Genomic DNA, 26,982 nt, shown 5'->3' with positions numbered 1-26,982 from the left:
TTTTAGCATGGTTAACTAAAAACTTAGAAGCCAGACTAAATTTCACGGTATCTTCATGAAAATATGCCTTAGGTTTTGTACCTTGACATGTATTTATTTGTTACCTAACCACATGAAATTCAAAATTACTCTCGCCATCAGTTTTCTATCTCTACTTGTTTTTGCTGCATTTAAAATGGATGATGATCCTTTTGCTCAGCTCTTACAAAAGTTCGAAGATTACACCAGCAAATACCCCCAGGAAAAAGTTCACCTCCATTTAGATAAGCCTTATTATGCCATTGGAGACGATGTTTGGTTTAAAGCCTATGTGGTGAATACCAAAACCTCGGCGCCTTCGAATATCAGTAAAATCCTGTATGTAGAACTGATCAATGAAAAGGATTCGATAAAAAAGCAGGTTAAACTGCCGATAATGGGCGGGATTACCTGGGGCGATTTTAAGCTGACAGATTCACTTGGCGAGGGTAACTACAGAATCAGGGCCTATACCAATTACATGAGAAATTTTGGCACTGAATTCTTTTACGATAAGACCATTAAGATTGGCAATAGCTGGGCTAACAAAGTTTTTACAAAAACCTCCTATAACTTTACAAAAGAGAACAATGCCGATAAAGTTACGGCTACGGTTCATTTCGAAGATAAAAATGGTGTAGCCTATAGCGAAAACGACGTAAGTTACGACGTACAGTTAGATTATCGCTCGGTTGCCAAAGGCAAGGTAAAAACCAGTTTAACCGGCGATGCTGTGATCAGTTTTACCAATAACCAATCTTTCCAAAATAAATCAGGGAAGATTATTGCGACCATCATGCTGCCTAACAAACAAAAAGTAATCAAATCTATCCCGATTACTTCTACCTCCAACAATGTTGATGTACAGTTTATGCCTGAGGGTGGGACGCTTGTTGAAGAATTGCCACAAAAAGTTGCCATTAAAGCCGTTAATGCCGATGGCCATGGCGAAGATGTAGAGGGAGCAATAGTAGATGAAGGCGGTAATGAAGTAACCAACTTTACTACCAATTATTTGGGCATGGGAAACTTTGTGTTTAACAACCAGGCCGGCAAACTATATTCGGCGAAGGTTAAGTTTAAGGATGGATCAGAAAAAACATTAAAATTACCTGTAGCCGTAAAAAGTGGTTATGCACTTTCTGTAAACGCTTTAGACACCGGTAAAGTAGTAGCTAAAATTATGGCCAGCGCCGATCTTGTGAATAGCAATGAACTTAAAGTTGTTGCTCAATCGGGAGGCAATGTATATTATATTTCGAAAGCTAAGATGGACAAACAGGTACTCATGGCCAATATTCCTAAAAAGAACCTGCCAACCGGTATTGTCCAGTTTACGTTGTTTTCGAACAGCAACCAACCTTTGGCAGAACGATTGGTTTTTATTAAAAACAAGGCCGATTTAATTAATGTATCGCTTAATGCTTCGGGAATTTCTACCTCAAAAAGAGGAAAAACGGCTTTCACTTTCGATGCAACCAATGATAATAAACCCGTTTTAGGTAGTTTTTCGGTCGCTGTAACCAATGCGGCGAAAGTAGCACCCGATGAAAATAATGAGTCGAATATACTCACTTCATTGTTACTTACCTCTGATTTGGCCGGATACGTAGAAAAACCCAATCATTATTTTTTAAAAGATGATCTTCAAACACAGAAGGAACTCGATAACCTGATGCTTACCCAGGGTTGGAGAAGGTTTCTTTGGAAAAACATCATCAATAATGCGGCCCCTAACATTACCTTTAAGCCCGAGCAGTCTATTACCATTAGCGGAACAGTAACCAAAGGCAATAAACCTGTAGCCGGTGGAAAAGTAATGCTTATGGCTACAAAAGGAACGATGTATATTTTAGATACCGTAACCAATGCAGAAGGAAAATTTGTTTTCGATAATTTAAGTTTTGGCGATAGTACCAAGTTTGTGGTACAGGCGAGGACTAAAACAGAACGTAAATTTGTAGATATTAATCTCGACGTGGTACCCGGGCAGATTGTAACCAAAAATAAAAACGGTGCCGATATCGACATTAATGTGAACAATAGCCTGATGAGGTATATCAAAGAAAGTGACAATTATTTTAACGAGATGACCCGTTTAGGCTTATTAGAGCGAACAATTAAACTTGACGAAGTAACCATTACCGAAAAGAAAAACCCGGCTAAAAACTCTTCCAACCTAAATGGAGCCGGCAGGGCCGATTTTATATTGACAGCTGATCAACTGTCCACCTGTGTTACTTTGTCGCAATGTTTACAGGGCCGTTTGCCGGGGGTAATTTTCAGGGGCAACGTACCGTATTTAATGCGCAGCCAGAATATACCTGTGAGCATTATTGTTGACGGTATGCAAATGGAAGCCGATTTTTTGGATAATGTTGTCCCTAACGATGTAGAATCTATAGAGCTTTTAAAAAATATTGGCAATACGGCAATTTATGGTTCACGGGGGAGTGGAGGTGTGATCATCATTACCACCAAGCGTGGCGATGGAGGTACAAGCTCCGCCCGTTATGCTCCGGGTATCGTAACCTTTAATCCGAAAGGATTTACGGTTTCAAGAGAGTTCTATTCACCAAAATATGATACCGGAAATTCAAATAGTAGCAGGACTGATTTAAGAACAACTATTTACTGGAATCCACAGGTGATTACAGATAAAGATGGAAAAGCACAATTCGAGTTTTATAATGCCGATGAGCCCGGAACCTACCGCGTAGTAATAGAAGGAATAGATGCTACAGGTCATTTAGCAAGAAAAGTGTACACTTATGATGTTAAATAGTAAAAAATAAATAAATTTGAATTAGTATGCATGCATAGTTTTTGCTTGGATATATTTTATGTCCTGATACTAAATGCTTTAATCCTGATACTATTTAACATATGAATACAATAAAAGTAAGTGTTAAAGACCGTTTGGCAACGATTACCTTAAGCAGGGGTAAATCGAATGCCTTAAACCGCGAATTGATTACCGAGCTGGATGATATGCTTAAAAATATTGCTGCCGATGATAATATTGGCGGCGTAATTTTAACCGGAGCTTCACCATTCTTTTCCGCCGGGTTAGATCTGATAGAACTGTATAACTATAACGAAGAAGAAACAAAATCGTTTTGGGAGTTATTTTTAGGTTTTACTGCCAATCTGATTTCCTTTAAAAAGCCAATGGTCGCAGCAATAAGCGGACATAGCCCTGCAGGCGGTTGTGTAATGGCCTTAGCTTGCGATTACCGTATTATGGCCGAAGGGCAGTACATTATTGGTTTAAACGAAGTTCCGGTAGGGATTATCGTGCCCAATAGTATTTTTCAGTTGTACGCCTTTTGGATTGGTAAAGCTGAAGCTACCCGTAGCTTACTTTCTGGCAGGTTGTATAATCCCGAAGAAGCATTAAAAGTGGGTTTGGTGGATGAAGTGGTAAAAAACGAGAGTTTGTTAACTGCAGCCGAACGTAAAATAAAAAAATACATGGAACTGGAAAGCAATACCTGGTCGCAAAGTAAAGTGAATATCCGCGAAGAACTCATTGCTGCGGCCTCTGCTGACCAATCTGCTGCTTTAGAAAAAATGTTGGCTCAATGGTGGTCCCCGTCAACACGTCATATTTTGAAAACCATTTTAGCTAACCTGCAGCGGAAGTAAGCCAGATGTTAACAGCTGGCAATTTGCATGAACAGTTAACCCGTTCAAACAATTAACCGATTTCAACAATTAACCAGATATGATGTTCAATTATAATTCACCAATGCTCAGAGAAGATGCTTTAAAAGGGAAAACCATCGTAATTACAGGTGGCGGAACCGGACTAGGTAAAGCAATGGGCGTTTATTTTTTGAAGTTGGGCGCTAATTTAGTGATCACCAGCCGTAAACAGGATGTATTGCAAAAAACTGCCGATGAAATGGAAGAAAAAACCGGCGGCAAAGTATTGGCAGTAGCTTGCGATGTGCGGGCGATTGAGCAGGTAGAAAATGTACTGGCTAAAGCCCTGGAGAAATTTGGTTCGGTTGATGTATTGTTGAATAATGCTGCGGGAAATTTTATTTCGCCAACTGAGCGTTTATCAGCAAATGCATTTTCATCCATTATCGATATCGTATTAAAAGGAACCGTGAATTGTACACTTACTTTTGGCAAGCACTGGATCAAAGAAAAACAGGCCGCAACGGTTTTAAATATCATTACCACCTATGCCTTTACAGGCTCGGCTTATGTCGTACCCTCCGCTTGTGCAAAAGGTGGTGTTCTGGCTTTAACACGGTCGTTAGCGGTTGAATGGGGCAAATATGGCATCCGCACCAATGCCATTGCACCAGGGCCATTCCCAACAAAAGGGGCATGGGAGCGTCTGTTACCGGGCGACCTGGCTAAAAAATTCGATTTTAAAAACCGTGTGCCTCTAAAAAGAGTTGGCGATCATCAGGAACTGGCTAATTTAGCTGCATTTCTGGTAAGCGATTTTTCAAGCTATATCAACGGAGAAGTGATTACCATTGATGGTGGTGAATGGCTACAGGGGGCCGGGCAAATGAACGGCCTGGAAGCCATCCCTAATGAAATGTGGGATATGCTTGAGCAAATGACAAGAAGCGCGAAGTGATAATGTAAGGTGGATGATGTAGGGTGTAAGAGGGATGACGTAAGAGGAGAGATGGGGGCGATCGCCAGGCACAATATCCATCTTGGTTTTTCTACCTTTTTCCATTTTCCGTCATACATCTTTTTCCATTTTCCCTCTTACATTTTTATTTATCTTTGCCGGTATGAATATCTTACTTTTAGGTTCAGGCGGCAGAGAAAGCGCATTCGCTTGGAAAATAAGCCAGTCTTCGCACTGTGATAAATTAATTATTGCTCCCGGAAACGGTGGTACCGGAGCGTATGGCACCAATATCAATATCAATGTGAACGACTTTGATGCCATTAAAAAAGTGGTACTTACCGAAAACATCGAAATGGTTGTAGTAGGTCCGGAAGAACCCCTTGTAAATGGTATTCATGATTTTTTCCTTGCAGATAAGGCCATTGCTCACATTCCGGTAATCGGCCCAAAAAAGGAAGGTGCTATTTTAGAAGGAAGTAAAGATTTTTCTAAACAGTTTATGGAGCGTCATGGTATCCCTACGGCGGCCTCAAAATCTTTTACCCCCGAAACTTTGGAAGATGGCCTGGCTTATCTTCAAAACCATGCATTACCGATTGTTTTAAAAGCAGATGGTTTAGCAGCTGGTAAGGGTGTATTAATCTGTACCGAAACCATCGAAGCGCAGGAAGAATTAAAGCTGATGCTTGGCGGTAAATTTGGAGCAGCCGGGGCAACAGTCGTTATTGAAGAATTTTTAAGCGGGATAGAACTTTCAGTATTTATTTTAACCGATGGTGAAAATTATATCACATTGCCTTCTGCTAAAGATTATAAGCGGATAGGTCAGGGCGATACCGGTCTGAATACCGGGGGTATGGGATCGGTTTCTCCGGTTCCTTTCGCTACACCTGAATTTTTGGCTAAAGTAGAAGAACGCATTATTAAGCCAACGGTTGAGGGTTTAAAGAAAGATCATATTAATTATACCGGTTTTATCTTTTTCGGACTGATTAAAGTAGGGGAAGATCCTTTCGTGATCGAATACAATGCACGTATGGGCGATCCTGAAACCGAGAGTGTCATCCCGAGAATTGAAAACGATTTGGTAGAGCTGTTTTTAGCTGCTGCTAACCAACAATTAAACCAGGTTAACCTGGTTATTTCTGAACAAACAGCTGCTACGGTAATGATTGTGGCAGGAGGTTACCCGGGCGATTACCTGAAAGGTAAAGCCATTACCGGAATTGAGAACCTGCGCCATTCTTACGCGTTCCATGCCGGAACGTTGTTAGAAAATGATGTGGTGAAAACCAATGGCGGAAGGGTAATTGCCATTACCAGTTTACAAAAAGACCTGTTTACTGCGCTACAATCGGCAACAGCTGATGCCGGGAGAATTTATTTTGACGGAAAATATTTCAGGGAAGATATCGGCTTTGATTTAATTTAACCAAAGCGTTTATAAAAAGAAACCCGCTGATTGATTATCAATCAGCGGGTTTGTTATTTCTATCCGGCTATTGGTATTTTAACAAAATCTTCTTACTTCGATTTGCTTCCCAATAATTCCTGAAGTTTATCCTGTAAAGCTTGTTCCCTTAAGCCTTTGGCAATAATTTTACCTGTTGGATCAATTAAGAAGTTGGCTGGAATGGAGCGGATACCATATAATTGAGCTACCTCGTTATCCCAAAATTTCAAGTCAGAAACATGTGTCCATGTTAATTTGTCATCAGCAATGGCTTTTAACCAGGCATCTTTTTTACCCGGACGGTCTAACGAAACGCCTAAAACAGTAAAACCTTTATCTTTAAATTTGTTGTAAGCAGCTACCACATTTGGGTTTTCCTGACGGCATGGACCACACCACGATGCCCAAAAATCTACCAATACATATTTACCTTTAAAATCAGATAATTTTACCGGTTTACCAGCCGTATCAGCCTGTGTAAAGTCCATGGCCATTACGCCAATAGCTGTCTTTCTTCCTGCATCAAATATTTGAGCAATTTTTTTGCCTGTGTAAGTGGCTTTAAGTTCAGGTGAGAGTGCTACAAAAGCTTTCTCTGCTTCGGTAGCCTGATCTGGGTCTGAGGCCAACTGGCTAATTGAATTTAAGCTGATAAATGATTTTGGATTGCTGTTGGCAAACTGCAATAATAATGGAGGCATTGCTGCAGCTTCTTTTTCATAGCGGGCGCTTAAGGCTCCCATAACAGCCTTGTCTTGTTTTTGCTCGGGCGTATAAGCCGCATATTCTGCATTGATGGCCGCAAGTTTATCTGCTACAGGTTTTGTTAATGCTTTTAATTTCTTTGCATCATCATTAACAGGAGAACCGGTAATTGTTGCTTTCTTTAAAGAATCTGCCGCAGCCAGTTTTATATTTCCCGGCTCTACATATAATGATAAAGCGTCTAATTTTTCTCCTTGAGCGGGGCGGTTTACATAAGGGTTTTTATTTAGAAAGAGGCTTCCCTGAGCAGGAGCGGCAAGTGTTCCTTTAAAAGCAAAAGCCCCGTTTGTTACAGTTGCCGAATCGGTAACACTTTTTCCTTCTGTCTGATAAATAAGGTAAACCTTATCTCCGGTTTTTAGGCCCTTTATATCGCCATTAACTGTAAATGGCTTCTGGGCCAATGCTGCAAGCGGCAATAAAGCCATTGCTGATAATAATATTTTTTTCATGTGGGATAAGTTAATCGTTCTTCAAATATAGAAATCTGTACCGCTTAAACGCATATTACTATGTAAAATTATGATATACTGTTTAATACGACACAACCTTGTATTTTATAGATTTCCGGTTTAATACGTTTATTGACTACGTTTTTGATGCTCCAAGCTGCCATAAAGCTGAAAGCTGTTGTGGGGAATCAGTAACCGCAGTAATAGGGTTTGCTTTTTATTTTAGGTTGTATCCTTTTAACTGGTTGATTAATAGCTGATTTTTTTATTAAAAATACAATAAAAAGCAGAGAGATACAATTGTAGTGTTGAAATTAAACAAATTTAATTCAACTTTTGGTAGGTTCGCCACCATAAATCGGGCATTTCGCCGTTAACAGCAGTTTGGTAATCATCATACCTGCAGGGCACGAGGTGGTAACGCTCATTTTTGGATTGCCCCGATGGATACGGAACCTGCATCCACCAGCGGTCTGATTTTTTACTTTTCACAAATATCATCTCACCCGAGCCATCTTTTAAGCTGGTACGGTAAATCATAAACTGCGATTTTGGTGTTAAAGGAAAATCCTTTTTACGGGCATAAAATCCCTCAACAAAATACCATACCATTTGTGCCAGTAAGAAAGCAGTTTGCCCGTTGTTATCGTAAGCAGGATTAAATTCATAGAATCCGATTGAGGTCAGCTTGTCGTTCATACCGGCATAACGAACAATCCGGCAGGCTTCTTCCCCGTCAAACCCATTTGGTGTAGTGTTGGCATTTGCAGCAGCATCAGCAGAGCGGATAGCGCCCATGTCAAAACTGATCATGTTTGCATTGCGGATAATGGGTTCGGTTAAGGTAATATCCTGGGCAAATTCGCCCAAGCGATGTACATCAAAATACAATTTGTCCATTACACTCAAACTTTCCTGGTTTACAAAATAAGTTTGGTAACCCACATTGCTAAAATTGAACAGGTAATTGGGCTGGTGCAGAAAAATCTTGTTCAGGTAACAGTCCGACCGGGTGGCAATGCCTTCATGGTCATCATCGCCTATATCAAATTGATTATCAATAATCACCAGGTCTACTTTTTGCTCTAATTCTTCATAACCCAGGTACTGTCCGTAGGTTAAATCCTGTCCGCCACCGATAATAATCGGGATGATATTCTTTTTAATCAGCTCCGAAACCACCATCTTAACAGCGATGTAGGTATCGGCAATGGTAGCACCATGCTTAATGTTGCCTAAATCAACAATCCGACTGTTAAAGGCACCTTCGTTGAGTTTATAGAACTTCTCCCTGAAATAGTCCGGAGCAAGGGCAGTACCTTCATTATTAACGGCACCTCTTCCATCAAGCACTCCAAAAATAGCCAAATCGTAAGTGTGTTCCTCAAGATCGGGAAACGATTCGGTGTAAATATGCGCTTTTAAGCCCAACTGACTTGTAAAAAATCCTTGTTTGGGCGTAAAACTACCGGGGTTTATTGGGGAAAAGAAATCCGTTAATGACATATATTTAAAACTCTCGGCTCAAATATCTATTTTTGAATGCGTATTTCCACATATAGCCCGAAAAAAATAAAATGATACTGGTAACCGGAGGAACTGGATTTTTAGGATCTGAATTAATTAAACAGTTAACTGATAAAGGTTTAACTGTACGGGCCTTAAGGCGGGAAAAATCTAAAATTCCTCCACTGATCCAGAATATATCGCTGATTGAATGGTTCGTGGCAGATATCAACGAGCCCGCTGCTTTAGAAGATGCTTTTGAGGGGATCACCAAAGTATATCATTGTGCCGCATTTGTATCCTTTAACCCAAAAGATAAAAAACAGCTTTTTCACGTCAATATTGAAGGAACTTCCAACATTGTTAACTTATGTACAGAAAATCATTGCAGGTTGTTGCATGTAAGTTCGGTTGCTGCGCTTGGCAATGCTAAAAAAGGTCAAAAAATAAATGAAAAAGACTTTTGGGAGTACGATGCCCATGCCCATGCCTACGGTTTATCCAAATATGAAGGAGAAATGGAAGTTTGGCGCGGCATAACCGAAGGTTTAGCGGCCATCATCGTTAATCCATCGGTTATTATCGGTAAAAATGCAGGTTTTGAAGGAAGTGGTGCCATTTTTAAATTGGTAAAGGGTGGTTTCCCATTTTACACCGATGGGGCATCAGGTTTTGTTGATGTGGAGGATGTAGCCAAAGTAATGATTTTATTGATGGATGCCGAGGTTTCGGGAGAACGTTACATCATTTCTGCCGATGATTATCATTATAAAACCCTCTTCAGCGAAATTGCACAAGGTTTTGGAGTTAAGGCACCTGCCAAAGAAGCAAAGCCATGGATGCTCGGGATAGCCTGGCGTGCCTTAAAATTTGTGTCTGTTTTTACAGGAAAAGAACCCTCCATTACCAAAGATGCCGCAAAAAGCAGTGTTACCTTAAGTTATTATAACAACGATAAAGTAAAATCGGAAACTGGAATAGTTTTTAAGCCTGTTGCCGAAAGCATAAAAGAAATTACCCAACATTTAAAATAATGCCCAAACAAAAAGCCTATTACATCATCGATTTTGATAGTACCTTTACACAGGTTGAAGCGCTTGATGAACTTGCCAGGATTTCGCTCAAGAACCACCCCGATAAAGAAGCGATTTTCCAGAAAATAGAAGATTATACCAATTTTGCCATGGAAGGAAAACTGTCCTTCTCCGAAAGTTTGGCACAGCGGGTTAAACTGCTCGAAGCAAATGAAGATCATTTAAAACAGCTGATCAAGCATTTAAAAAAGAAAGTTTCAACCTCTTTTTCCCGTAATGCCGAGTTCTTTAAAAAACATGCTGATGAGGTTTTGATCGTTTCCGGCGGCTTTAAAGAGTTTATTACGCCCGTAGTAAGCCAATACCATATTAAAAAGGAAAATATCTACGCCAATACCTTTGTAACCACAGGCGATGGTAAAATTATCGATTATGACCATGCCAATCCCTTAAGTGAAGAAGGCGGAAAGGTAAAGTTGCTCCAGCATTTAAAATTGGAAGGTGAATTATTTGGTATCGGCGATGGTTATTCTGATTTTCAACTGCGCGAAAGTGGTATGATCAATAAGTTTTTTGCTTTTACGGAAAATATTGCCCGCGAGAGCATTGTTTCAAAAGCCGATCATGTTACACCAAGTTTTGATGAGTTTTTATATGTAAATGACCTGCCCAGGGCCATTTCTTATCCAAAAAACAGGATTCTCTGCCTGGTAATCGGGGAAGTTGATCCTTTAACCATTTCTATCCTTAAAAACGATGGTTTATCCATCCGCCATAAAACCTCTTTTGAGGAAAAATATGTAAAAGATGTAGGGATTATCCTTCTGGCTAATGGCGAAAAAATAGATAGAGAGCAGTTAAAAAATGCCGCTAAACTGAAAACCATCGGTTATTTAGGTAGTGCAAAAAACAAAATAGACCTGAACCTCTGCACCAGGCAAGGTATTGTGGTTTTTGACGATCCAAAAAACAACCCGCGTAATATCGATTTTATCCCCAGGCGTGTGGCCGACTTTATGAATACCGGCGCCACTTATCTGAGCAGTAATTTCCCGAACCTGCAATTGCCAAAAATCGAGAAATCGCATCGCTTAATCCATATCCACAAAAACGTGCCGGGGATTATGGCAAAAATCAATACTGTTTTTGCCAAGCACGATATCAATATCGTAAGCCAATTTTTAATGACCAATTCTGAAATTGGTTACGCCATTACCGATATCAATACCCAGTACGATAAACAGCTGTTCAAATCGCTTAAAAAGATTGAGCAGACGATAAAGTTCAGGGTGCTGTACTAGATGTAAAATGTAAGAGGGGTAATGGAATAACCTAAATATCGTCATTTTTAGCGGATTGTAATGTAGTCGGGAACCACGAAGTACTCAGCGAAGTTAAATCTGCTTGGGCGGATCTCTCCGTTCGCGGCGCTTCAGTCGGGATGACGATCTTTTTTATTTTAAGTCTGCTAAAGATTGTGGTATGTAAAGCTTCGCTAACGTGATAGTTCAGCGAAGCAAACACTATGTTACAAAGGTATCGCGTTCGGAATGACAAAATATGGCGCTTTTCGCTACACACGCTCTTCGCTACCTCAAAAACTGGTGCCTTTTCAGCAACAAATGTTTTGGTGCCCCGATCGTTTGGGATTTATAGATGCCGGTGTGTCCTGAAAATAAATAAGCCGTAACACAGGCCAGTGCAATATAAATGCCCGATGCGGTACCAAAAAGCTCAACGCCCATAAAAATACAGGCCAAAGGCGTGTTGGCTGCTCCTGCAAATACAGCTACAAATCCCATTCCGGCCAATAAGCCAATAGGCAAGGGGATAAATAAGCTTAAAAAGCTGCCCAATGTAGCCCCGATGAAGAAAAGTGGCGTTACTTCACCACCCTTAAAACCCGCGCTGAGTGTAAGGGCCGTTAAGAGTAATTTTATGGCGAAAGTATAATAAGCTTCCCGCTGTGTAAAGGCCTCAGAAATTACCGGGATACCTAAACCTATGTAGCGTGTGTTGCCGATCAGGTAAATGATTGCAATTAACATGATCCCACCAATAAAAGGCCGCAGGGGAGGGTATTTAATCTTCGAAAAAAGGCTAGATAGCGCATGATTTAGCGCGGAAAAACTTCTCGCGGCAAGGCCAAATAATATGCCGGCGCCCAATGATAACAGCAGGTTAACCGAATCCATTTCGGGCACACTGGATATGGCATAATGCGTGTGGCCAACCCCCCAGGCTTTACAGGCATAATCGGCAATAACTGCGGTCATAAATGAAGGCAGAATTGAACCATAAGTTAAACTTCCTACTACGAAAACCTCGAGCCCGAATACCGCACCGGCCAAAGACGTACCGAAAACAGAGGCAAAACCCGCACTGATGCCGCAAATAAGGATAATTTTTCTGTCCCTTGCCTTAAGTTTGAACAATTTTGTAAACTGATCGGCAAAAGCACCCCCAATTTGTACCGCTGTACCCTCTCTTCCTGCAGATCCACCAAATAAATGGGTGATAATTGTGCCTGTAAAAATGAGCGGTGCCATAATAATGGGGATTATTTTTTTAGGCGATTGCAGTTCTTCGATTAACAGGTTATTTCCTTTTACTACGGCAGTGCCCCAATAATGGTAAGCCAGACCGATCATTAAACCGGCTATGGGTAAAAAAGCGATAATCCAGACGTGTTGCTCACGGTAGTCTGTTGCCCAGTTTAAGGTACTTAGAAATAGGGCTGAGGCAGAGCCGATGATCCCACCAAGCAGGCAGGAGACAAAAAGCCATTTAATGGAACTGATTAAAAGTAATCCGAAATCGCGCTTAATAAAGGTTTTAATATACAGAAGAAACCCTTCTGAGATGTTTTTAACAGGCATTTAAAATCAATTTTAAATAAAAATCGTAGGAGTCATCAGCCTGTTCTGGCGGTTTTGGCGGAACCCCATCGCCATCGTTTCAAATGTATAAAATTTAGTTATTTGTTGCAAAATCTTATCACCTTTGTACAACTAACTTTAAATTATGGATTTCACACCAGAAATAAAAGACAAACTAAACCAATTACAGGAAAAGTATACTGCGATGGGGCAGGATATGGCATCCTACCTCGACGGCCTGTTATATGCCGATTTCCTTACCTACTGGGATTACATTCATTTGGATACCTTATTGAGCCTGCAGAGCCCTAAAACACCGTTTCCGGATGAAGAGATTTTCATTATGTACCATCAGATTACGGAACTTTATTTTAAACTCGCCTTACACGAATGCAAACAGTTGGCCGAGCACGAAAATTTAACCGTAGAGTTTTTTACTGCCCGGGTAAAAAGAATCAATGCATATTTTAACGCTTTAACTACTTCGTTCGACGTAATGGTTGATGGAATGGAGAAAGAACAGTTTTTAAAATTCCGCATGTCTTTATTGCCAGCCAGTGGCTTCCAATCCGGCCAATACAGGATGATTGAGATCTGCGCTACTGATTTCATCCGCCTGGTAGATAAATCCAAACGGGAAGAATTAAGTGATGCCACTATTGAAGAACAGTTTGAGCATATTTATTGGAAATTTGGCGCAACCGAGCTGGCTTCAGGCAAACAAACCTTAACGTTAAAGCAGTTTATTAAAAAATATGCTGCCCAGTTTTTACAATTGGCAAAAGACCGGTCGTTAACTAATTTTTCGGCGCTATACCATCAACTGCAGCGCCAGGGAGCCGACGTTTCGGCCCTAGCTGAAGAATTGCGCAAGCTGGATCTGTATGTGAACGTAGAGTGGCCTTTATCGCATTACAAATCGGCTGTGCGCTATTTAGAGAAGGATCCCGTTGATATTGCGGCAACAGGCGGAACCAACTGGCAGAAATACCTGCCTCCACGTTTTCAGAAGCGAATTTTTTATCCGTTCCTGTGGACCCCTGAGCAGATGGAAGAATGGGGGAAAGGGTGGGTTCTTAGTGTACTTAAAACACTCAAAAACAAAGAATAATATTGTAAAAAACTATTAAAAAAGCCTCTTTTTTATTAATTTGCACGAAATAGTTAATGACAGGGTGGATGAGTTGTTAATTAGGGGGTGAATGGGTAAAACACTCCTTCATTCTATCATTCATCCATTCAAAATTCAAATACAATGACCGAGACATTAGATATAAAAATCACTAAAGCAAACGAAACGCGTTTGACTGTTACTGATTTTTCGCAATTACCGTTCGGTAAGGTTTTTACCGATCACATGTTTACTGCCAATTATGAAGACGGCGAATGGAAAAATTTACAAATTCTTCCTTATGGCCCCATTCCGATGAGCCCCGCAATTTCTGCACTTCATTATGGCCAGGCAATTTTCGAAGGACTAAAAGCTTATCGTCAGCCTGATGGAAGGATCAGTGTATTCCGTGCCGATAAAAACTTCGAACGTTTTAATAAATCGGCCGCTAGAATGTCGATGCCAACTATTCCGGAAGAAATTTTTATGCAGGGTTTGGCTGCTTTAATCAATGTTGATGAGAAATGGGTGCCTAACCAGAAAGATTATGCCTTATACATCCGTCCGGTAATGTTTGCAATGGATCCTTATTTAGGTGTTAAGGCATCTGATACGTATAAATTTGCTTTGTTAACTACTCCGACAGGGCCATATTACAGCAGTGCATTAAAAGTTAAAATTGAGACTGAATTTACACGTGCTGACGAAGGTGGTGTAGGCTTTGCTAAAACTGCCGGAAATTACGCCCGTTCATTATATCCTTTCGAACAGGCTAAAAAAGAAGGTTATGATCAATTGATCTGGACGGATTCGGTAACACATGAGTTTATTGAAGAAGCCGGAACTGCTAACCTACTATTCGTGATCGATGGGAAACTGATCACGCCATCGGTACGCAGTACCGTTTTAGATGGTGTTACACGCGATACCATTATCAAACTGGCTAAAGAAGCTGGCGTAGCAGTTGAAGAACGCAGGATTTCGGTTAAGGAAGTGATCGAAGGCATTGAAAATGGCAGTTTAACTGAAGCTTTTGCCGCGGGTACTGCCGCAACGGTAACGCACATTGGCGAACTGGGCTACAATGGCCAGACTTATAAATTAACTGATCCATCAACAAGACAAATCTCGAATGGCATTGCTAAAAAATTGAACGATATCCGTTACGGTTTAGCGCCTGATGAGTTTGGCTGGAACTGGGTTTTGTAACCTGAAAACTTTATAACAAAGAAACCCCGGTGCATATGCTGTACCGGGGTTTCTTTTTTTTATTATCGTTATGCTGAATTATTTCAGCATTTTAAATTCAGGGTAATGGATAGAGGGAAGAGGATATCTTACTTATCCAAAATCACTACGCCCTTGGCTTCGAAAGCAAGCTCTTTTTTAGGCTCGGTAATTTTGGCTACTTCTGCGGGAGATTTTTTAGCATCTTCTGCATAGTGGCGTAAAGTTTCTACTGATATAGTTTGTCTTTTAGCTAATCCATCTAAAATTACTTTTTTGCCAACAATGTCCATCGGCATAAAAAATGCATAATCTTTAAAAGTTACCCGCATTGGATCACCATTCGGCATTTCTAAAGTCATCCAACATCCTTTTTTCTTACATACATCAACCACTTTGCCTTCGATTTTCATGTCGACAGTTTTTTTATCCCCCATAGCAGCTTCCATTTTTGCAGCTGGTTTTACATCGCCTGGTTTAACTTCTTCTCCAAATTTTTGACCAGTGTATGCGGTTTGGGCAAATGAAAATGCTGTAAATAGGCAGAAGCCCAAACTTAGAATGATTTTTTTCATGATTTTATAATTATCCGGTTATGATCTACTCAAAGTTATTTAAAATTTTTCTAAGTAGTGAAAACAAAAAATCCTCGCTAACATCCGTTAACGAGGAAAATCATCCCTATAATTGTGTAGATGTCATTTTATTATGCACATCCAGGTTTTTATAGGCAAACAAAAATCCAAAAGTTTAATTTTTATTTTGGTTGTTGGTAATGTTTTGATATTCAGGTTATTGTTGAGTTACTGTTCAGTTTGCCAATATCCAATAGTATAATGAAAGCGTAGAATATTATCTTCTTACTGTGGAATTTTGTTGAGCAGTTTCCCCATTTTTATTTATCCGAAAACCAGGCTGAATACCTCTTCTATTTTACTTACAGCTTTAATCTCAAGTTTGTATTTTTCTATTGCAATTCCTTTCAGATTGTATTTAGAGATGAAAATGCTTTCGAAACCCAGTTTGTCTGCTTCGGCGATACGTTGTTCTATACGGTTAACGGCCCTTACTTCGCCTGATAAACCTACCTCGGCAGCAAAGCAGTTTTTCGAGGAAATGGCAATATCCTGGTGGGAAGAAATAATCGCAATCAGTACTGCCAGGTCAATTGCCGGATCTTCTACTCTGATCCCTCCCGCAATATTGAGGAAAACATCTTGTGTACTCAACCTAAAACCACAGCGTTTTTCTAAAACAGCCAATAGCATGTTCATTCTTTTGGTATCAAAGCCTGTTGCAGAACGTTGTGGGGTTCCATACGCTGCCTGACTTACCAAAGCCTGTGTTTCAATTAACATGGGCCTTGCACCTTCTAACGTTGCGGCTATTGCAATTCCGCTCAGCTCTTCGTCGCGCTGGGATAATAAAATTTCAGAAGGATTAGAAACCTCCCTTAAACCAGCTCCCTGCATTTCGTAGATACCCAGTTCTGCTGCTGCACCAAATCTGTTTTTAATAGATCGTAGAATGCGGTAAACGTGGTGCCTGTCGCCTTCAAACTGTAAAACCGTATCAACCATGTGTTCGAGTATTTTAGGCCCTGCAATAGCGCCGTCTTTGGTAATATGGCCAATTAAGAAAACGGGTACCCCGGTTTCCTTTGCAAAACGCAACAATTCGGCAGTACATTCCCTAACCTGAGATACACTGCCTGGTGTTGAATCGATATGGGCAGAATACAGGGTCTGGATAGAATCTACAACTAGAATTTCAGGTTCCAGGATTTCGATCTGTTTAAATATATTTTGCGTAGATGTTTCTGTTAAAATATAACAGTTGGATGATGCCGATTCCTGGATTCGTTCTGCCCGCATTTTGATTTGCTGTTCGCTTTCTTCACCGGAGATGTAGAGCAGTTTTTTGCCCTTTAAATTTAACGCGAGTTGCAACATCAACGTCGATTTTCCGATACCCGGTTCGCCGCCAATGAGCACTAACGATCCTTCCACCAATCCGCCGCCTAAAACACGGTCTAATTCTCTGTCGCCGGTTAATATCCTGCGTTCTGTTGATGATTGTATTTCATCAACCTTGCTTGGTTTGTTTAATTTACGGCTGGCCGTATCGCTTTTCCAGGTTGGAACAGATGCCGGGCTTTTTTCTACAATTTCTTCTACAAAGGTATTCCATTGGTTGCATGACGGGCATTTACCCAGCCATTTTGCAGATTCGTAGCCACAGCTCTGACAGAAATAAGCGGTTTTTGATTTTGCCAATTGATTAAAATTTAGATTACGAATTTAACCTTTCTCGTGGATAAACCTCGCAGGTTTTTGAAACCTGCAAGGTTTTATTGCAAAATAAAAAAGCCCGGATTTTTAAATCCGGGCTTTCTGTTAAATGTGTTTTGAGTTATAATTTAATCTCTTCATCTTTTGAGGAGATAAAGTGAAACTCGGTTAAGTGATACGATGATTGTGCCTTAACTTTGATCCATTGGCCATATTTAAAGAACCAACGGCGTTGAAGGTTGAAAATGCCTTTTGTAATATAAGCTTCAATATAAGGGTGCACGCAAAGTGTAACCCCTTTTTCATTCTGCTCTCTTAAAATATAATTAAGGTTGTTCTCAATATCATCCATTAAAACGATACTCGCTTTAATTTCTCCCGTCCCATCGCAGGTCGGACATTTTTCTACCGTAACAATATTCATTTCCGGACGAACACGCTGCCGGGTAATCTGTACCAAACCAAATTTGCTTGGAGGCAAAATAGTGTGTTTGGCCCTATCCAATAACATCAGCTCACGCAAATAATCGAATAGCATTTTTCGGTTTGTTGGTTTGTGCATATCGATAAAATCGATTACCACAATACCGCCCATATCGCGCAAGCGCAGTTGACGGGCAATTTCTTTAGCCGCCTCTTTGTTTACCTGTAAAGCATTCTCTTCTTGATTTTCTTTACTGGCAGTACGGTTTCCACTGTTCACGTCTATTACGTGCAGCGCTTCGGTGTGCTCTACCACCAGGTATGCACCACCGGGTAAGTTTACTGTTTTTCCGAAAGCATTTTTAATCTGCTTTTCTATTCCAAAGTGATCGAAGATCGGCTCTTTTTGTTTATATAGTTTAACGATTTTTTCCATTTCAGGAGAAATATCGTGAACATAAGAACGGATATCGTCGTACAGCTCTGGTGTACTTACGTAAACGTTTGTAAAATCAGGATTCAGAATATCACGGATTAACGTTGATGATCTGTCCATTTCTCCCCAAACTCTTTTCGAAGGTTCGGTAGAAGGTATTTTTTTAATGAAGTTTTCCCATTTAGCAATCAGATCCAAAAGATCTTTCTGCATTTCGGCAACTCCTCTGCCTTCCGAAACAGTTCTGATAATAACCCCAAAATTTTGAGGTTTGATACTTTCGATAATCTTTTTTAACCGATTACGTTCTGTATTACTTTTTATTTTTTTTGATACAGATATGGTATTGGAGAATGGCACCAGTACCACATACCTGCCGGCAATCGAAATGTCGGAACTTAACCGTGGTCCTTTTGTAGAAATTGGCTCTTTGGCAATTTGAACAGGTAGGAGCATGTTTTTACTGAGCACATCAGAAATTTTGCCTGCCTTGTTAATATCGGCTTCCAGCTTTAAATTATCTAATAATGTGCCTGTAACCGAGCCATTACGCTTGATCTTAGTTAGCTTAATTAAAGATTGCACCTGTGGGCCCAGATCAAAGTAATGCAAAAATGCATCTTTTTCATAACCAACATCCACGAAAGCAGCGTTCAGGCCGGGCATAATTTTTTTAATGCGGCCTAAATAAATATCCCCTACGGCGTAGTTGGTATTAATTTGTTCTTTGTGAAGCTCAACAAGTTGTTTGTCTTCAATCAACGCTATGGTAACTCCGGCAGGAGTCGAATTGATAATTAATTCTTTTACCAACAGCTACAGATTTAAGGCTTTCGCCTATTAACAAATGGATAGTAAATAAAAAACAGTGATATAGCCAAAAACCTATACAATAAGAAAATCATATAAATTGTTTAAACCTCATAGTGTTTACTATGAGGTTTAACTGGCTTTATCAAAATAAGAAACTATTTTTTCTTATGTCTGTTTTTTCTTAAACGTTTTTTACGTTTGTGGGTAGCCATTTTATGTCTCTTTCTTTTTTTACCGCTTGGCATAGTTTTAAGTTTTAAATGTTTTTATTAATCTGTTAATTAATTTTTATTCTTTAGTTCAGCCACCTTCTTATCAATAAAAGATGATAAGGTAGGGTTAGCCGCTAATTTTTTGCTTGATAGGTAAGCATTTACTGCTTCTTTATTTCTGCCTAAATTTTCTAATGCAGTGCCTAAATAAAAATAGGCCTCAGGGGTTGGAGCAGTGGCAATTACCGTATTAAAACGGGGAATTGCTTTATCGAACTGACCTGATTTTATAGAGAATAATCCTAAATTCATGTTCGCCTTTACGTTTTTAGGATCTTTAGCTACAACTTCCAGCAACATTGCAATACCTTGCATTGGTGCGCCTAAGCCATTTACTATTGTTACCCCTAAGCCTGTTTTAGCTTCAATGTTTGTTGAGTCTTTCTCTAATGCATTTTTGTAAGATGCATTCGCTTTCTGCAATAAAGCAGGCTGTGCAATACTATCTTGTGTGCTTTCAAAAGCTTTTATAAATTGATTACCGGCCGCTAACCACGATTTTGCTGATGGTTCGTTTTCGGCTACAATTTCTAAATACAGGGCAGATGGAGTAATCTGCTCAACATCGTCCCATTTCTGAGCCAGTTGTTTAGCAAGTTCAATCTTTTCTGCGCCATTTGCGCCTTTGTAACTATTTTCTAAAGCTGTAATATCTGTAGCCAAATTTTTGTTGATCACATTCTTTGCAGCAGTAGACGAAGTTTCGAGGTTTAGTGCCGAGGTGGATGATGGAGCAGCTGTTCCCGCGACACTGCCGCTTGAAGGCATTTTTCCATTTTCTTCCGTTGGTTTAACCAAACCCTTTATGTCTCTTGTAAATAAGAATGCAACAAGCAATACAATCGCTCCAATAATAATGGTTTGTTTTGATCTGATGTTGCTATCCATATATAAGACTTAAGCTTCTACCTTAATTTTTTTTGAATTACTTTTCACTTTATCAACAAATACTTTTGCTGGTTTAAAGCTAGGAACGAAGTGTTCTGGGATAATTATTGCAGTGTTTTTTGAGATATTTCTCGCAGTTTTTTGCGCCCTCTTTTTAACAACAAAGCTTCCGAAGCCCCTAACATATACATTTTCACCGCCAATCATGCTGGTTTTGATAACCTTGAAAAATGCCTCAACTGTTTCCTGTACATCAACCTTCTCAATTCCGGTTTTTGTTGATATTTCTGAAATAATATCTGCCTTAGTCATATTTTATTATTTATTATATTATTATGTTTTAATATTACTACTGTTTTGGGGTTGCAAAAGTATTGCTTTTTAATGAGATAGGGAAATAAAAGATGATTTTTTTATCGTTAGACTTATCAGGCAATTGCAAGTTTTTTTTTAATCAGAAAAATAGATCGTAATTTGCAGTAATGACATTTCAAGATGAACTCATCAATTGGTACCGGATAAACAAGAGAGATTTGCCCTGGAGGCATACCAATGACGCTTATACCATCTGGTTATCAGAGGTTATATTACAGCAAACAAGGGTAGAGCAGGGCCTTCCTTATTTCAATAAATTTTTAGAAAATTTTCCTACTGTTAATGATTTTGCCAGGGCAACCGAAGCCAAAGTTTTAAAACTCTGGCAAGGTTTGGGGTATTATTCAAGAGGAAGAAATATGCATGCAACTGCACAGATTGTGATGAAAGATTACAATGGTGTTTTCCCAAAACTGCATGATGAATTAATAAAATTAAAGGGAATTGGCGAATATACGGCTGCTGCCATCTCTTCATTTTCATCTGGAGAAGCGAGGGCTGTGGTAGATGGAAACGTATTCCGGGTGCTTTCCAGGTATTATGGTATTGATACCCCGATCAATTCGCCTGCAGGGAAAAAGAAATTTTTTATCTTGGCAAACGAGTTGCTTTATCAGGATGATCCTGCCCTCTATAACCAGGCAATAATGGAATTTGGAGCAATGCAGTGCAAACCTAAATCGCCGAACTGCGGCATTTGCCCGCTTAACCAAACCTGCTACGCCTTTAGCCATAAAATGGTAAATGAGTTACCTGTTAAGTTAAAAAAAACTGCACAGAAGCACCGCTATATCAATTATTTTATTTGTTTTGATGGTGAAAAAGTATTGGTAAGGGAAAGGCAGGCTGGAGATGTCTGGCAGCATTTATATGATTTTCCAAGCGTAGAAACGCTCACACATGAAAATACAGATGGCAGTTTATTTACGGCTTTAGTGAAAAAAACTTTTGGAAATGCTTCAGATTTTGAGCTGATCAGCTCAAAAAAACACGTATTAACCCACCAAATAATCCACGTTCAATTTTTTGCATTAAAAAATTATATATTTAACTTTAGTATACAAAAGGAACTTAATTGGGTATCTTTAAGTAAATTAGATGAGCTACCGCAGCCAAAAGTAATCCATGATTTTGTTCAGGAATATTTTTGTAGTGACAATATGGAGTAATTACCATCTTTTCGGTGTGCATTTAGAAAACGAAACAACTAACCAAAAATATTTATGTCTGGGATTAACAAAGTTATTTTAGTAGGCCATTTAGGCAAAGACCCTGAAGTACGGCATTTAGACGGTGGCGTAACAGTAGCCAGTTTTCCATTAGCTACATCTGAAACATACAACAAAGACGGAAAAAGAGTAGAACAAACGGAGTGGCACAATATTGTACTGTGGCGTGGCTTGGCAGAAGTAGCTTCCAAATACCTTCAGAAAGGTAAACTGGTTTATATTGAAGGCAAATTAAGAACAAGGTCCTTTGAAGATAAAGAAAAAGTAAAAAAATATGTAACAGAAATTGTAGCGGAAAACTTTACCATGTTAGGCAGAAAAAGCGATTTCGAACAAAGTCCGGTTGCACCGGCACATCAAAGTCCTGAAGCTAAAATTGAGGATGAATTTACCATTGGATCGTCTGACGAAAATGGGGACCTTCCTTTTTAATATAAAATGCTTTAAATTAAGAGAGCTGCCGAATGGCGGCTCTTTTTGTTTGGGAATGCAGGTTTAAACGACGCGCAATTAAGAATCAATTCAGGATTTGGTAGAGACGATTATTGCGCTTCATTGATAATAAAATCCAATTGTCGTATAAAGAAAAAACTCCTGCTCTTTTAAGAACAGGAGTTTTCGAAATCGATAATATCAATACCTAATTGATCTTGGTATAATAGATATTTAGTTTCATTTTATTTGTGGCTGTATTACCGGTTCCAATAATCGATCTCTCTGCTGAAATTGCTGTTGGCACGGTTTGGAAAAGGTTAAAAGAAGTTGGCGCCAGGAATGTGCCTTCGTCTTTTGTGGTGCCATCAATTAAGCTTTGGACATAATTGGTTATGATAAAGATATAACGGTTTTTAACTGAATCGAAGTATCCGCCATAAAGCGCCTCACCTGCTGCAGAAATACCCGAAGAGCTTAACGCAAAATTCGTGTAATCGGGAAGGTTAGCCGGTTGGTGTGCAATATCCCAACGGTACAACGAAAGTCGCTGTGCGGCGTTAAAAGGGTATGCAGGCGCTCCCCCACCAAGTTCTATAACCAGCTCGGCCTTATTAACAATTACTTTTCCGTAACTGGTTGTAAAAGATGTCAGTCCATCAAAGCTGATTTTGGTTTTAACGCCGGCCAGACCCTGTAGATAAGTTACATTATATGAGCCGCCTGGTGTAAGAATTTGTTCCTGTACAGGCGTGCCAGCATAATCGTGTTTGATATTTGCGGCCACACCGCTAATTTGACCACTGGTGTTTAATGCACCAATAGGGAAGTTTACAGTAGCGGTATCAATTCCGTTGGATGAATTGGTTTTTTTCCAAACCAGCTGCAGATAAGAATCTGTTCCTGAGAAGCTAAAGAAACCAATGCCACCCGTACCTGTTGCCGAAGATTTATTTACCTGAGCATATAAACCTTTAAAAGCATCTATAAATTTTGCATTTGATGAGGTGCCGGCTGTACCCAGGTTTAAAATGTTGTTCTGAATGAATGTTTTGTTAAGCGGAATTCTGACCTGTGCCGGTACTGTCTTTAAAGTATCAGCTTTACCGGTAACAATATCATACACCTTAGCTTTGGTATTCGGGGCTAATTTGCCTGTGAAATTCCCTAATAAAGTATTGTTAATGGACTGAACATCCGAACTTTGATATGTTGTTACTTTATTGGCCAATTGGAATACATCTATGCTGTATTTGGAGTTAATGGTATCTCCATAAAATTTGGTTACCGCGCTGGATTCGTCGAATTTTAATACCAAAACAGCTGAATCAAGCTGAGGCGCTGTTCCAAAATCAGTATTAATTACAGGATAAACAGTCATGGCTATACCCGCTTCTGTTTTACCAAAAACAGGATCAACCATATAGCCTAACGGATAACGGGGCTGTCCGAAGGTATTTGCAGCAGTTTCCGGAACCAATTGCGTGCTAACAGGAGACACCACCAATGTTCCGGTAATGGCAGCATTCGGATCAACGTCCAAACCAACACCGTCCGGGTTTTTACACGATGCAAAAAGAAAAAGACCTATCAACAGGGTTAATAAGTCTTGTTTTGTAAATTTCATATTTTAAATAATAATACCTGATTAAGCTACTGAAACCAATTCATCATTCGAAATTTCTTCATAAAAAGTATAGAAGTTTTCAAAATTCTCGGTTAAGTTAAAAGCTAATGTTGGCTTATTGGAATCTTTAACAAATTTTAACACATCTTTATTTAGGTTTTCGTCTGCTAAAACTACTGCATCAGAGTGTGTTACCGCACCAATGTGCATGCTCTCGCAATCAGCAGGTAAGAATGCTTTAGTATCATCTTCCGTCATATTAGACATTACTGCTTTAGCGGCGAAATTGGTATTCAGCTTTTCTGTAAAGCCATCCTCATAAATAGAATATACTACTTTAGAATTTTTAAAAGTAGGATCGTTTTTATAAGTGGTTTTGATGTAGGCAGGTACTAATGCACTCATCCAGCCATGACAGTGAACGATATCCGGTGCCCAACCTAATTTCTTAACGGTTTCCAGTGCGCCTTTACAAAAGAAAATCGTACGTTCGTCGTTGTCGTCGAAGAATTTTCCACTGGCATCTCTAAATACCTGTTTGCGCTGGAAATATTCTTCATTGTCTAAGAAATAAACCTGCATGCGTGCAGCTGGGATGGAGGCTACTTTAATGATTAAAGGATTATCATTGTCATCAATAATGATGTTCATTCCCGACAAGCGTATCACTTCGTGTAAACGATTTCTTCTTTCGTTAATATTACCGAATTTCGGCATCAAGATACGGATTTCAAATCCTTTTTCTTGCATAGCCTGTGGTAACTGGCGCGTAATTTCAGAAATTTTAGTAAGCTCGAGGAAAGGCGACATTTCATGTGTAACAATCAGCAGCTTCGTTTTTGCCATCTCCATATTTTAAGAAAATATTAAGTTAAATAAAAGATAATGAGCTGCAAAGGTAAGCATAATAATACTATTTATCAATATAGCAAGCATTTGTTTGGTTTCGTTTAGATTAATTTACACCTTTACGGCTTTAATTTAGATTGTCCAAATTGGAAATATTTAAAACCAAAGCAACGCTTAAGGCTTTTTTACAGCCGTTAAAAGCATCAGCTAAAAAAATAGCATTAGTGCCTACAATGGGCGCTCTGCATAATGGCCATATCTCGTTGATAAAACTGGCCCAGCAACATGCCGATATCATTATCTGCAGTATTTTTGTTAACCCCACCCAGTTTACCGATCCGAAGGACCTGGAAAAATACCCACGACCGATTGAGCATGATCTGGCGATGCTGCGGGATGCCGGCTGCAATGGTGTTTTTATGCCAAATGTGGAGGAAATGTACCCTCAGGGGGCCGACGAAAAATGGCACATCGATTTAGGAAATGCCGAATTTCTGCTGGAAGGCGCGTTCAGGAAAGGACATTACCAGGGCGTAACCCAGATTGTAAAAAAACTATTTGATGCGGTTGAACCCGATGTGGCCATGTTTGGGCAGAAAGATTTTCAGCAGGTGCTGATGATTAAGAATATGCTGGCGCATTTTAACCTGCCCATTACCATTATTGTCTGCCCGATTATCAGGGAAGATGATGGCCTGGCCATGAGCAGCCGAAATATTCATTTAAGCCCCGAAGACCGGAAGCACTCGCTGGTTTTGAGTAAATCGCTGCAGTTTGTAATCGATCACTTTGAAGAATACACCCTCACTGAGCTCGAAAGTAAAGCCAAAGCATTGTACGATAATGTTGAAGACGTTGCCCTCGATTATTTTACCATTGCAAACGGCAATACGCTTGAACCAGCAAAATCGAAAGATGAAGACAACCTCGTTGCTTTGGTTGCAGCTAAGGTAGGTTCTACCAGGCTGATTGATAATATGATTATTAGGTAAATTTATCATCATCAATTATGTCTCTTTTAGAGATTAAATTATGTGCACTACGATAATTATTGATTTATTTAGTTAGGAAAACGTTCATAGCTTGCTGATAAAGGAAAAGGTTTGATATTAATCTCGGGTACATAATTCACATTTATTATAGAATCCCATCTAATATGATAATTATCCATGGTCGCTGGGTTGGGTATTTTATAATGTATGCCATTCTGTCCGTAAAATCTTAAATAGACACTTCCTGCAGCATTTACTAGGTCTACTCCCCCTCTTATAATTCCAACAGGATATGTACCGGTGTATGGAAATGGTAATGTTATCAGTTGTTGAAAGTTACTAACTTCAAATTGATAATGTTCTGGGTTAGAAAATAGGTATTGATATGATCCATAATCTTGTATATGATATAGAACTCCACCAACATTCCAATAAATTTTTCCATCACTACTATCTCTGTAGAGGTAACCTTCAATTAGTGGAGGATTTGAAAATTTATATTTGCTTGTAATTTCGATGCTGCTAGTAATAGATGCGTTTGCAGTAGTTATATTAACTAGGGCAAAAATTATTGAAAAAGTAATAATTTTAATTTTTTTCATAATGGTTTATATTTAATTTCGTAGTGCACTATAAAGATATGTTTTTAACTGGTTATTTAGTTGGTTTTTATCTGTCTCGTTTTAATCAACAAAATGTAGATGAATAATAAGATTATCCAAAAAGTATTTCAAAAAGCTGATTGATAATATGATTATTAAGTAATATAAGTTGGAAGAGGTAAGGTGGATGATGGTGGCGTGTAGTTCATAACCTGCTGCGTCCAATCATCAGCAATAAACCCTTATCTGTTTTACATATTATACTAACTATCATCCATTTCCCATATTACATCGCACTTACATTTTACATTTTTTTCATCCAGTGCTTTATTACTAACTTTGCCGAATGGTTATTACAATATTAAAATCGAAAATACACCGTGTTAGGGTAACACAAGCCGAATTAAATTATGTAGGCAGTATTACGATAGATGAAGATTTAATGGATGCAGCTAACATTATTGCAAATGAAAAGGTGCAGATCGTAAATAATAATAATGGTGCACGTTTCGAAACGTATGTAATTAAGGGCGAACGCGGCACCGGAACCATCTGTTTAAATGGTGCTACAGCACGTTTGGCACAGCTTGGCGATATCCTGATCATCATGTCGTACGGTGCATTGCCTATAGAAGAAGCCAAAAAATACAATCCTATCCTTGTTTTTCCTGATGATAACAACCACTTGCTAAAATAAAT

Annotated in this window: 23 protein-coding genes and 1 riboswitch; of the genes, 12 read left to right on the top strand and 11 right to left on the bottom strand. The window is 39.4% G+C overall.

Annotated features, from left to right (window positions below; translation table 11 throughout):
* Nucleotides 1-112: 112 nt before the first annotated feature.
* The 4 genes from GGQ60_RS15600 to purD all read left to right on the top strand — a co-directional run bounded on the left by GGQ60_RS15600 (nucleotide 113) and on the right by purD (nucleotide 6,059).
* Complete coding sequence (locus GGQ60_RS15600) at nucleotides 113-2,803, top strand: carboxypeptidase-like regulatory domain-containing protein (RefSeq protein WP_221235979.1); 2,691 nt, start codon at nucleotides 113-115, stop codon at nucleotides 2,801-2,803.
* Nucleotides 2,804-2,904: 101 nt separating this feature from the next.
* A complete protein-coding gene (locus tag GGQ60_RS15595) occupies nucleotides 2,905-3,666 on the top strand; it encodes an enoyl-CoA hydratase/isomerase family protein (RefSeq protein WP_183766114.1) in 762 nt (253 codons plus the stop codon).
* Between the two features lie 82 nt (nucleotides 3,667-3,748).
* Nucleotides 3,749-4,624: an SDR family oxidoreductase gene (locus tag GGQ60_RS15590; RefSeq protein ID WP_183767209.1), complete on the top strand. Its 876-nt coding sequence runs from the start codon at nucleotides 3,749-3,751 to the stop codon at nucleotides 4,622-4,624.
* A 163-nt stretch (nucleotides 4,625-4,787) separates the two neighbouring features.
* On the top strand, nucleotides 4,788-6,059 hold the full coding sequence (purD, locus tag GGQ60_RS15585; protein WP_183766112.1) for a phosphoribosylamine--glycine ligase: 1,272 nt from the start codon (nucleotides 4,788-4,790) through the stop codon (nucleotides 6,057-6,059).
* A gap of 92 nt (nucleotides 6,060-6,151) precedes the next feature.
* Here the strand turns inward: purD and GGQ60_RS15580 are convergent, their stop codons facing one another.
* The gene (locus tag GGQ60_RS15580) at nucleotides 6,152-7,297 is read right to left on the bottom strand and encodes a TlpA disulfide reductase family protein (RefSeq protein WP_183766111.1); all 1,146 of its coding nucleotides are present in this window, start codon (nucleotides 7,295-7,297) and stop codon (nucleotides 6,152-6,154) included.
* A gap of 324 nt (nucleotides 7,298-7,621) precedes the next feature.
* A complete protein-coding gene (locus tag GGQ60_RS15575; RefSeq protein ID WP_183766109.1) occupies nucleotides 7,622-8,803 on the bottom strand; it encodes a formimidoylglutamase in 1,182 nt (393 codons plus the stop codon).
* A 71-nt stretch (nucleotides 8,804-8,874) separates the two neighbouring features.
* Between GGQ60_RS15575 and GGQ60_RS15570 the strand changes: the two genes are divergently transcribed.
* Together GGQ60_RS15570 and GGQ60_RS15565 are read left to right on the top strand one after the other, a co-directional pair.
* Nucleotides 8,875-9,837 carry an NAD-dependent epimerase/dehydratase family protein gene (locus GGQ60_RS15570; protein WP_183766107.1) on the top strand — a complete coding sequence of 321 codons (963 nt, stop codon included), beginning with the start codon at nucleotides 8,875-8,877 and terminating at the stop codon, nucleotides 9,835-9,837.
* Nucleotides 9,837-11,138, top strand: coding sequence for an HAD-IB family phosphatase (locus tag GGQ60_RS15565; RefSeq protein ID WP_183766106.1), 1,302 nt, complete (start codon nucleotides 9,837-9,839; stop codon nucleotides 11,136-11,138). Before GGQ60_RS15570 ends, GGQ60_RS15565 begins: the two co-directional genes overlap by 1 nt.
* A gap of 288 nt (nucleotides 11,139-11,426) precedes the next feature.
* Here the strand turns inward: GGQ60_RS15565 and GGQ60_RS15560 are convergent, their stop codons facing one another.
* Complete coding sequence (locus GGQ60_RS15560; RefSeq protein ID WP_183766105.1) at nucleotides 11,427-12,716, bottom strand: voltage-gated chloride channel family protein; 1,290 nt, start codon at nucleotides 12,714-12,716, stop codon at nucleotides 11,427-11,429.
* Nucleotides 12,717-12,735: 19 nt separating this feature from the next.
* Nucleotides 12,736-12,798: riboswitch (Fluoride riboswitch) on the bottom strand.
* Nucleotides 12,799-12,861: 63 nt separating this feature from the next.
* Between GGQ60_RS15560 and GGQ60_RS15555 the strand changes: the two genes are divergently transcribed.
* Together GGQ60_RS15555 and GGQ60_RS15550 are read left to right on the top strand one after the other, a co-directional pair.
* The gene (locus GGQ60_RS15555; protein WP_183766104.1) at nucleotides 12,862-13,827 is read left to right on the top strand and encodes a tryptophan 2,3-dioxygenase family protein; all 966 of its coding nucleotides are present in this window, start codon (nucleotides 12,862-12,864) and stop codon (nucleotides 13,825-13,827) included.
* A gap of 144 nt (nucleotides 13,828-13,971) precedes the next feature.
* Entirely contained in the window at nucleotides 13,972-15,036 is a 1,065-nt protein-coding gene (locus tag GGQ60_RS15550; RefSeq protein ID WP_183766103.1) for a branched-chain amino acid aminotransferase, read from the top strand.
* A 128-nt stretch (nucleotides 15,037-15,164) separates the two neighbouring features.
* Here the strand turns inward: GGQ60_RS15550 and GGQ60_RS15545 are convergent, their stop codons facing one another.
* The 5 genes from GGQ60_RS15545 to GGQ60_RS15525 form a co-directional block, all read right to left on the bottom strand.
* The gene (locus GGQ60_RS15545) at nucleotides 15,165-15,629 is read right to left on the bottom strand and encodes a DUF4920 domain-containing protein (RefSeq protein ID WP_183766102.1); all 465 of its coding nucleotides are present in this window, start codon (nucleotides 15,627-15,629) and stop codon (nucleotides 15,165-15,167) included.
* 324 nt (nucleotides 15,630-15,953) lie between these two features.
* Complete coding sequence (gene radA, locus GGQ60_RS15540; protein WP_183766101.1) at nucleotides 15,954-17,330, bottom strand: DNA repair protein RadA; 1,377 nt, start codon at nucleotides 17,328-17,330, stop codon at nucleotides 15,954-15,956.
* A 136-nt stretch (nucleotides 17,331-17,466) separates the two neighbouring features.
* Nucleotides 17,467-19,017, bottom strand: coding sequence for an Rne/Rng family ribonuclease (locus GGQ60_RS15535; protein ID WP_183766098.1), 1,551 nt, complete (start codon nucleotides 19,015-19,017; stop codon nucleotides 17,467-17,469).
* Between the two features lie 281 nt (nucleotides 19,018-19,298).
* Nucleotides 19,299-20,177 (bottom strand): tetratricopeptide repeat protein, encoded by an 879-nt coding sequence (locus GGQ60_RS15530; RefSeq protein ID WP_183766096.1) that lies wholly within the window; start codon nucleotides 20,175-20,177, stop codon nucleotides 19,299-19,301.
* A 9-nt stretch (nucleotides 20,178-20,186) separates the two neighbouring features.
* A complete protein-coding gene (locus GGQ60_RS15525) occupies nucleotides 20,187-20,489 on the bottom strand; it encodes an HU family DNA-binding protein (RefSeq protein WP_055909222.1) in 303 nt (100 codons plus the stop codon).
* Nucleotides 20,490-20,659: 170 nt separating this feature from the next.
* Between GGQ60_RS15525 and mutY the strand changes: the two genes are divergently transcribed.
* On the top strand, nucleotides 20,660-21,721 hold the full coding sequence (mutY, locus tag GGQ60_RS15520) for an A/G-specific adenine glycosylase (RefSeq protein ID WP_183766094.1): 1,062 nt from the start codon (nucleotides 20,660-20,662) through the stop codon (nucleotides 21,719-21,721).
* Between the two features lie 54 nt (nucleotides 21,722-21,775).
* Nucleotides 21,776-22,213 carry a single-stranded DNA-binding protein gene (locus GGQ60_RS15515; protein WP_183766092.1) on the top strand — a complete coding sequence of 146 codons (438 nt, stop codon included), beginning with the start codon at nucleotides 21,776-21,778 and terminating at the stop codon, nucleotides 22,211-22,213.
* A gap of 208 nt (nucleotides 22,214-22,421) precedes the next feature.
* Here GGQ60_RS15515 and GGQ60_RS15510 read toward each other — a convergent pair whose 3' ends face one another.
* Together GGQ60_RS15510 and GGQ60_RS15505 are read right to left on the bottom strand one after the other, a co-directional pair.
* Complete coding sequence (locus tag GGQ60_RS15510; RefSeq protein ID WP_183766090.1) at nucleotides 22,422-23,840, bottom strand: DUF4270 domain-containing protein; 1,419 nt, start codon at nucleotides 23,838-23,840, stop codon at nucleotides 22,422-22,424.
* A gap of 21 nt (nucleotides 23,841-23,861) precedes the next feature.
* A complete protein-coding gene (locus GGQ60_RS15505) occupies nucleotides 23,862-24,686 on the bottom strand; it encodes a glycogen/starch synthase (protein ID WP_229685132.1) in 825 nt (274 codons plus the stop codon).
* 149 nt (nucleotides 24,687-24,835) lie between these two features.
* Here GGQ60_RS15505 and panC point away from each other — a divergent pair, with 149 nt between their 5' ends.
* Nucleotides 24,836-25,681 carry a pantoate--beta-alanine ligase gene (gene panC, locus GGQ60_RS15500; RefSeq protein WP_183766086.1) on the top strand — a complete coding sequence of 282 codons (846 nt, stop codon included), beginning with the start codon at nucleotides 24,836-24,838 and terminating at the stop codon, nucleotides 25,679-25,681.
* A gap of 68 nt (nucleotides 25,682-25,749) precedes the next feature.
* Here the strand turns inward: panC and GGQ60_RS15495 are convergent, their stop codons facing one another.
* Complete coding sequence (locus tag GGQ60_RS15495) at nucleotides 25,750-26,283, bottom strand: hypothetical protein (RefSeq protein ID WP_183766084.1); 534 nt, start codon at nucleotides 26,281-26,283, stop codon at nucleotides 25,750-25,752.
* A 346-nt stretch (nucleotides 26,284-26,629) separates the two neighbouring features.
* Between GGQ60_RS15495 and panD the strand changes: the two genes are divergently transcribed.
* Nucleotides 26,630-26,980: an aspartate 1-decarboxylase gene (gene panD, locus GGQ60_RS15490; RefSeq protein WP_090769374.1), complete on the top strand. Its 351-nt coding sequence runs from the start codon at nucleotides 26,630-26,632 to the stop codon at nucleotides 26,978-26,980.
* Nucleotides 26,981-26,982 lie beyond the last annotated feature (2 nt).

This window comes from Pedobacter zeae, from assembly GCF_014196715.1.
GTDB lineage: Bacteria > Bacteroidota > Bacteroidia > Sphingobacteriales > Sphingobacteriaceae > Pedobacter > Pedobacter zeae.
The sequence above is the reverse complement of the archived record's forward strand: the minus strand, read 5'-3'. Positions and strand labels throughout refer to the sequence as shown.

What these genes read in the sequence shown, in the direction of transcription:
- GGQ60_RS15570 (WP_183766107.1), top strand. Translation starts at nt 8,875, where the DNA reads ATGATACTGGTAACCGGAGGAACTGGATTTTTAGGATCTGAATTAATT.
- panD (WP_090769374.1), top strand. Translation starts at nt 26,630, where the DNA reads ATGGTTATTACAATATTAAAATCGAAAATACACCGTGTTAGGGTAACA.
- GGQ60_RS15555 (WP_183766104.1), top strand. Translation starts at nt 12,862, where the DNA reads ATGGATTTCACACCAGAAATAAAAGACAAACTAAACCAATTACAGGAA.
- GGQ60_RS15530 (WP_183766096.1), bottom strand. Translation starts at nt 20,177, where the DNA reads ATGGATAGCAACATCAGATCAAAACAAACCATTATTATTGGAGCGATT.
- mutY (WP_183766094.1), top strand. Translation starts at nt 20,660, where the DNA reads ATGACATTTCAAGATGAACTCATCAATTGGTACCGGATAAACAAGAGA.
- GGQ60_RS15545 (WP_183766102.1), bottom strand. Translation starts at nt 15,629, where the DNA reads ATGAAAAAAATCATTCTAAGTTTGGGCTTCTGCCTATTTACAGCATTT.
- GGQ60_RS15550 (WP_183766103.1), top strand. Translation starts at nt 13,972, where the DNA reads ATGACCGAGACATTAGATATAAAAATCACTAAAGCAAACGAAACGCGT.
- GGQ60_RS15525 (WP_055909222.1), bottom strand. Translation starts at nt 20,489, where the DNA reads ATGACTAAGGCAGATATTATTTCAGAAATATCAACAAAAACCGGAATT.
- GGQ60_RS15580 (WP_183766111.1), bottom strand. Translation starts at nt 7,297, where the DNA reads ATGAAAAAAATATTATTATCAGCAATGGCTTTATTGCCGCTTGCAGCA.
- GGQ60_RS15495 (WP_183766084.1), bottom strand. Translation starts at nt 26,283, where the DNA reads ATGAAAAAAATTAAAATTATTACTTTTTCAATAATTTTTGCCCTAGTT.
- GGQ60_RS15565 (WP_183766106.1), top strand. Translation starts at nt 9,837, where the DNA reads ATGCCCAAACAAAAAGCCTATTACATCATCGATTTTGATAGTACCTTT.
- GGQ60_RS15575 (WP_183766109.1), bottom strand. Translation starts at nt 8,803, where the DNA reads ATGTCATTAACGGATTTCTTTTCCCCAATAAACCCCGGTAGTTTTACG.
- GGQ60_RS15505 (WP_229685132.1), bottom strand. Translation starts at nt 24,686, where the DNA reads ATGGCAAAAACGAAGCTGCTGATTGTTACACATGAAATGTCGCCTTTC.
- GGQ60_RS15515 (WP_183766092.1), top strand. Translation starts at nt 21,776, where the DNA reads ATGTCTGGGATTAACAAAGTTATTTTAGTAGGCCATTTAGGCAAAGAC.
- GGQ60_RS15590 (WP_183767209.1), top strand. Translation starts at nt 3,749, where the DNA reads ATGTTCAATTATAATTCACCAATGCTCAGAGAAGATGCTTTAAAAGGG.
- purD (WP_183766112.1), top strand. Translation starts at nt 4,788, where the DNA reads ATGAATATCTTACTTTTAGGTTCAGGCGGCAGAGAAAGCGCATTCGCT.
- GGQ60_RS15560 (WP_183766105.1), bottom strand. Translation starts at nt 12,716, where the DNA reads ATGCCTGTTAAAAACATCTCAGAAGGGTTTCTTCTGTATATTAAAACC.
- GGQ60_RS15600 (WP_221235979.1), top strand. Translation starts at nt 113, where the DNA reads ATGAAATTCAAAATTACTCTCGCCATCAGTTTTCTATCTCTACTTGTT.
- GGQ60_RS15595 (WP_183766114.1), top strand. Translation starts at nt 2,905, where the DNA reads ATGAATACAATAAAAGTAAGTGTTAAAGACCGTTTGGCAACGATTACC.
- GGQ60_RS15510 (WP_183766090.1), bottom strand. Translation starts at nt 23,840, where the DNA reads ATGAAATTTACAAAACAAGACTTATTAACCCTGTTGATAGGTCTTTTT.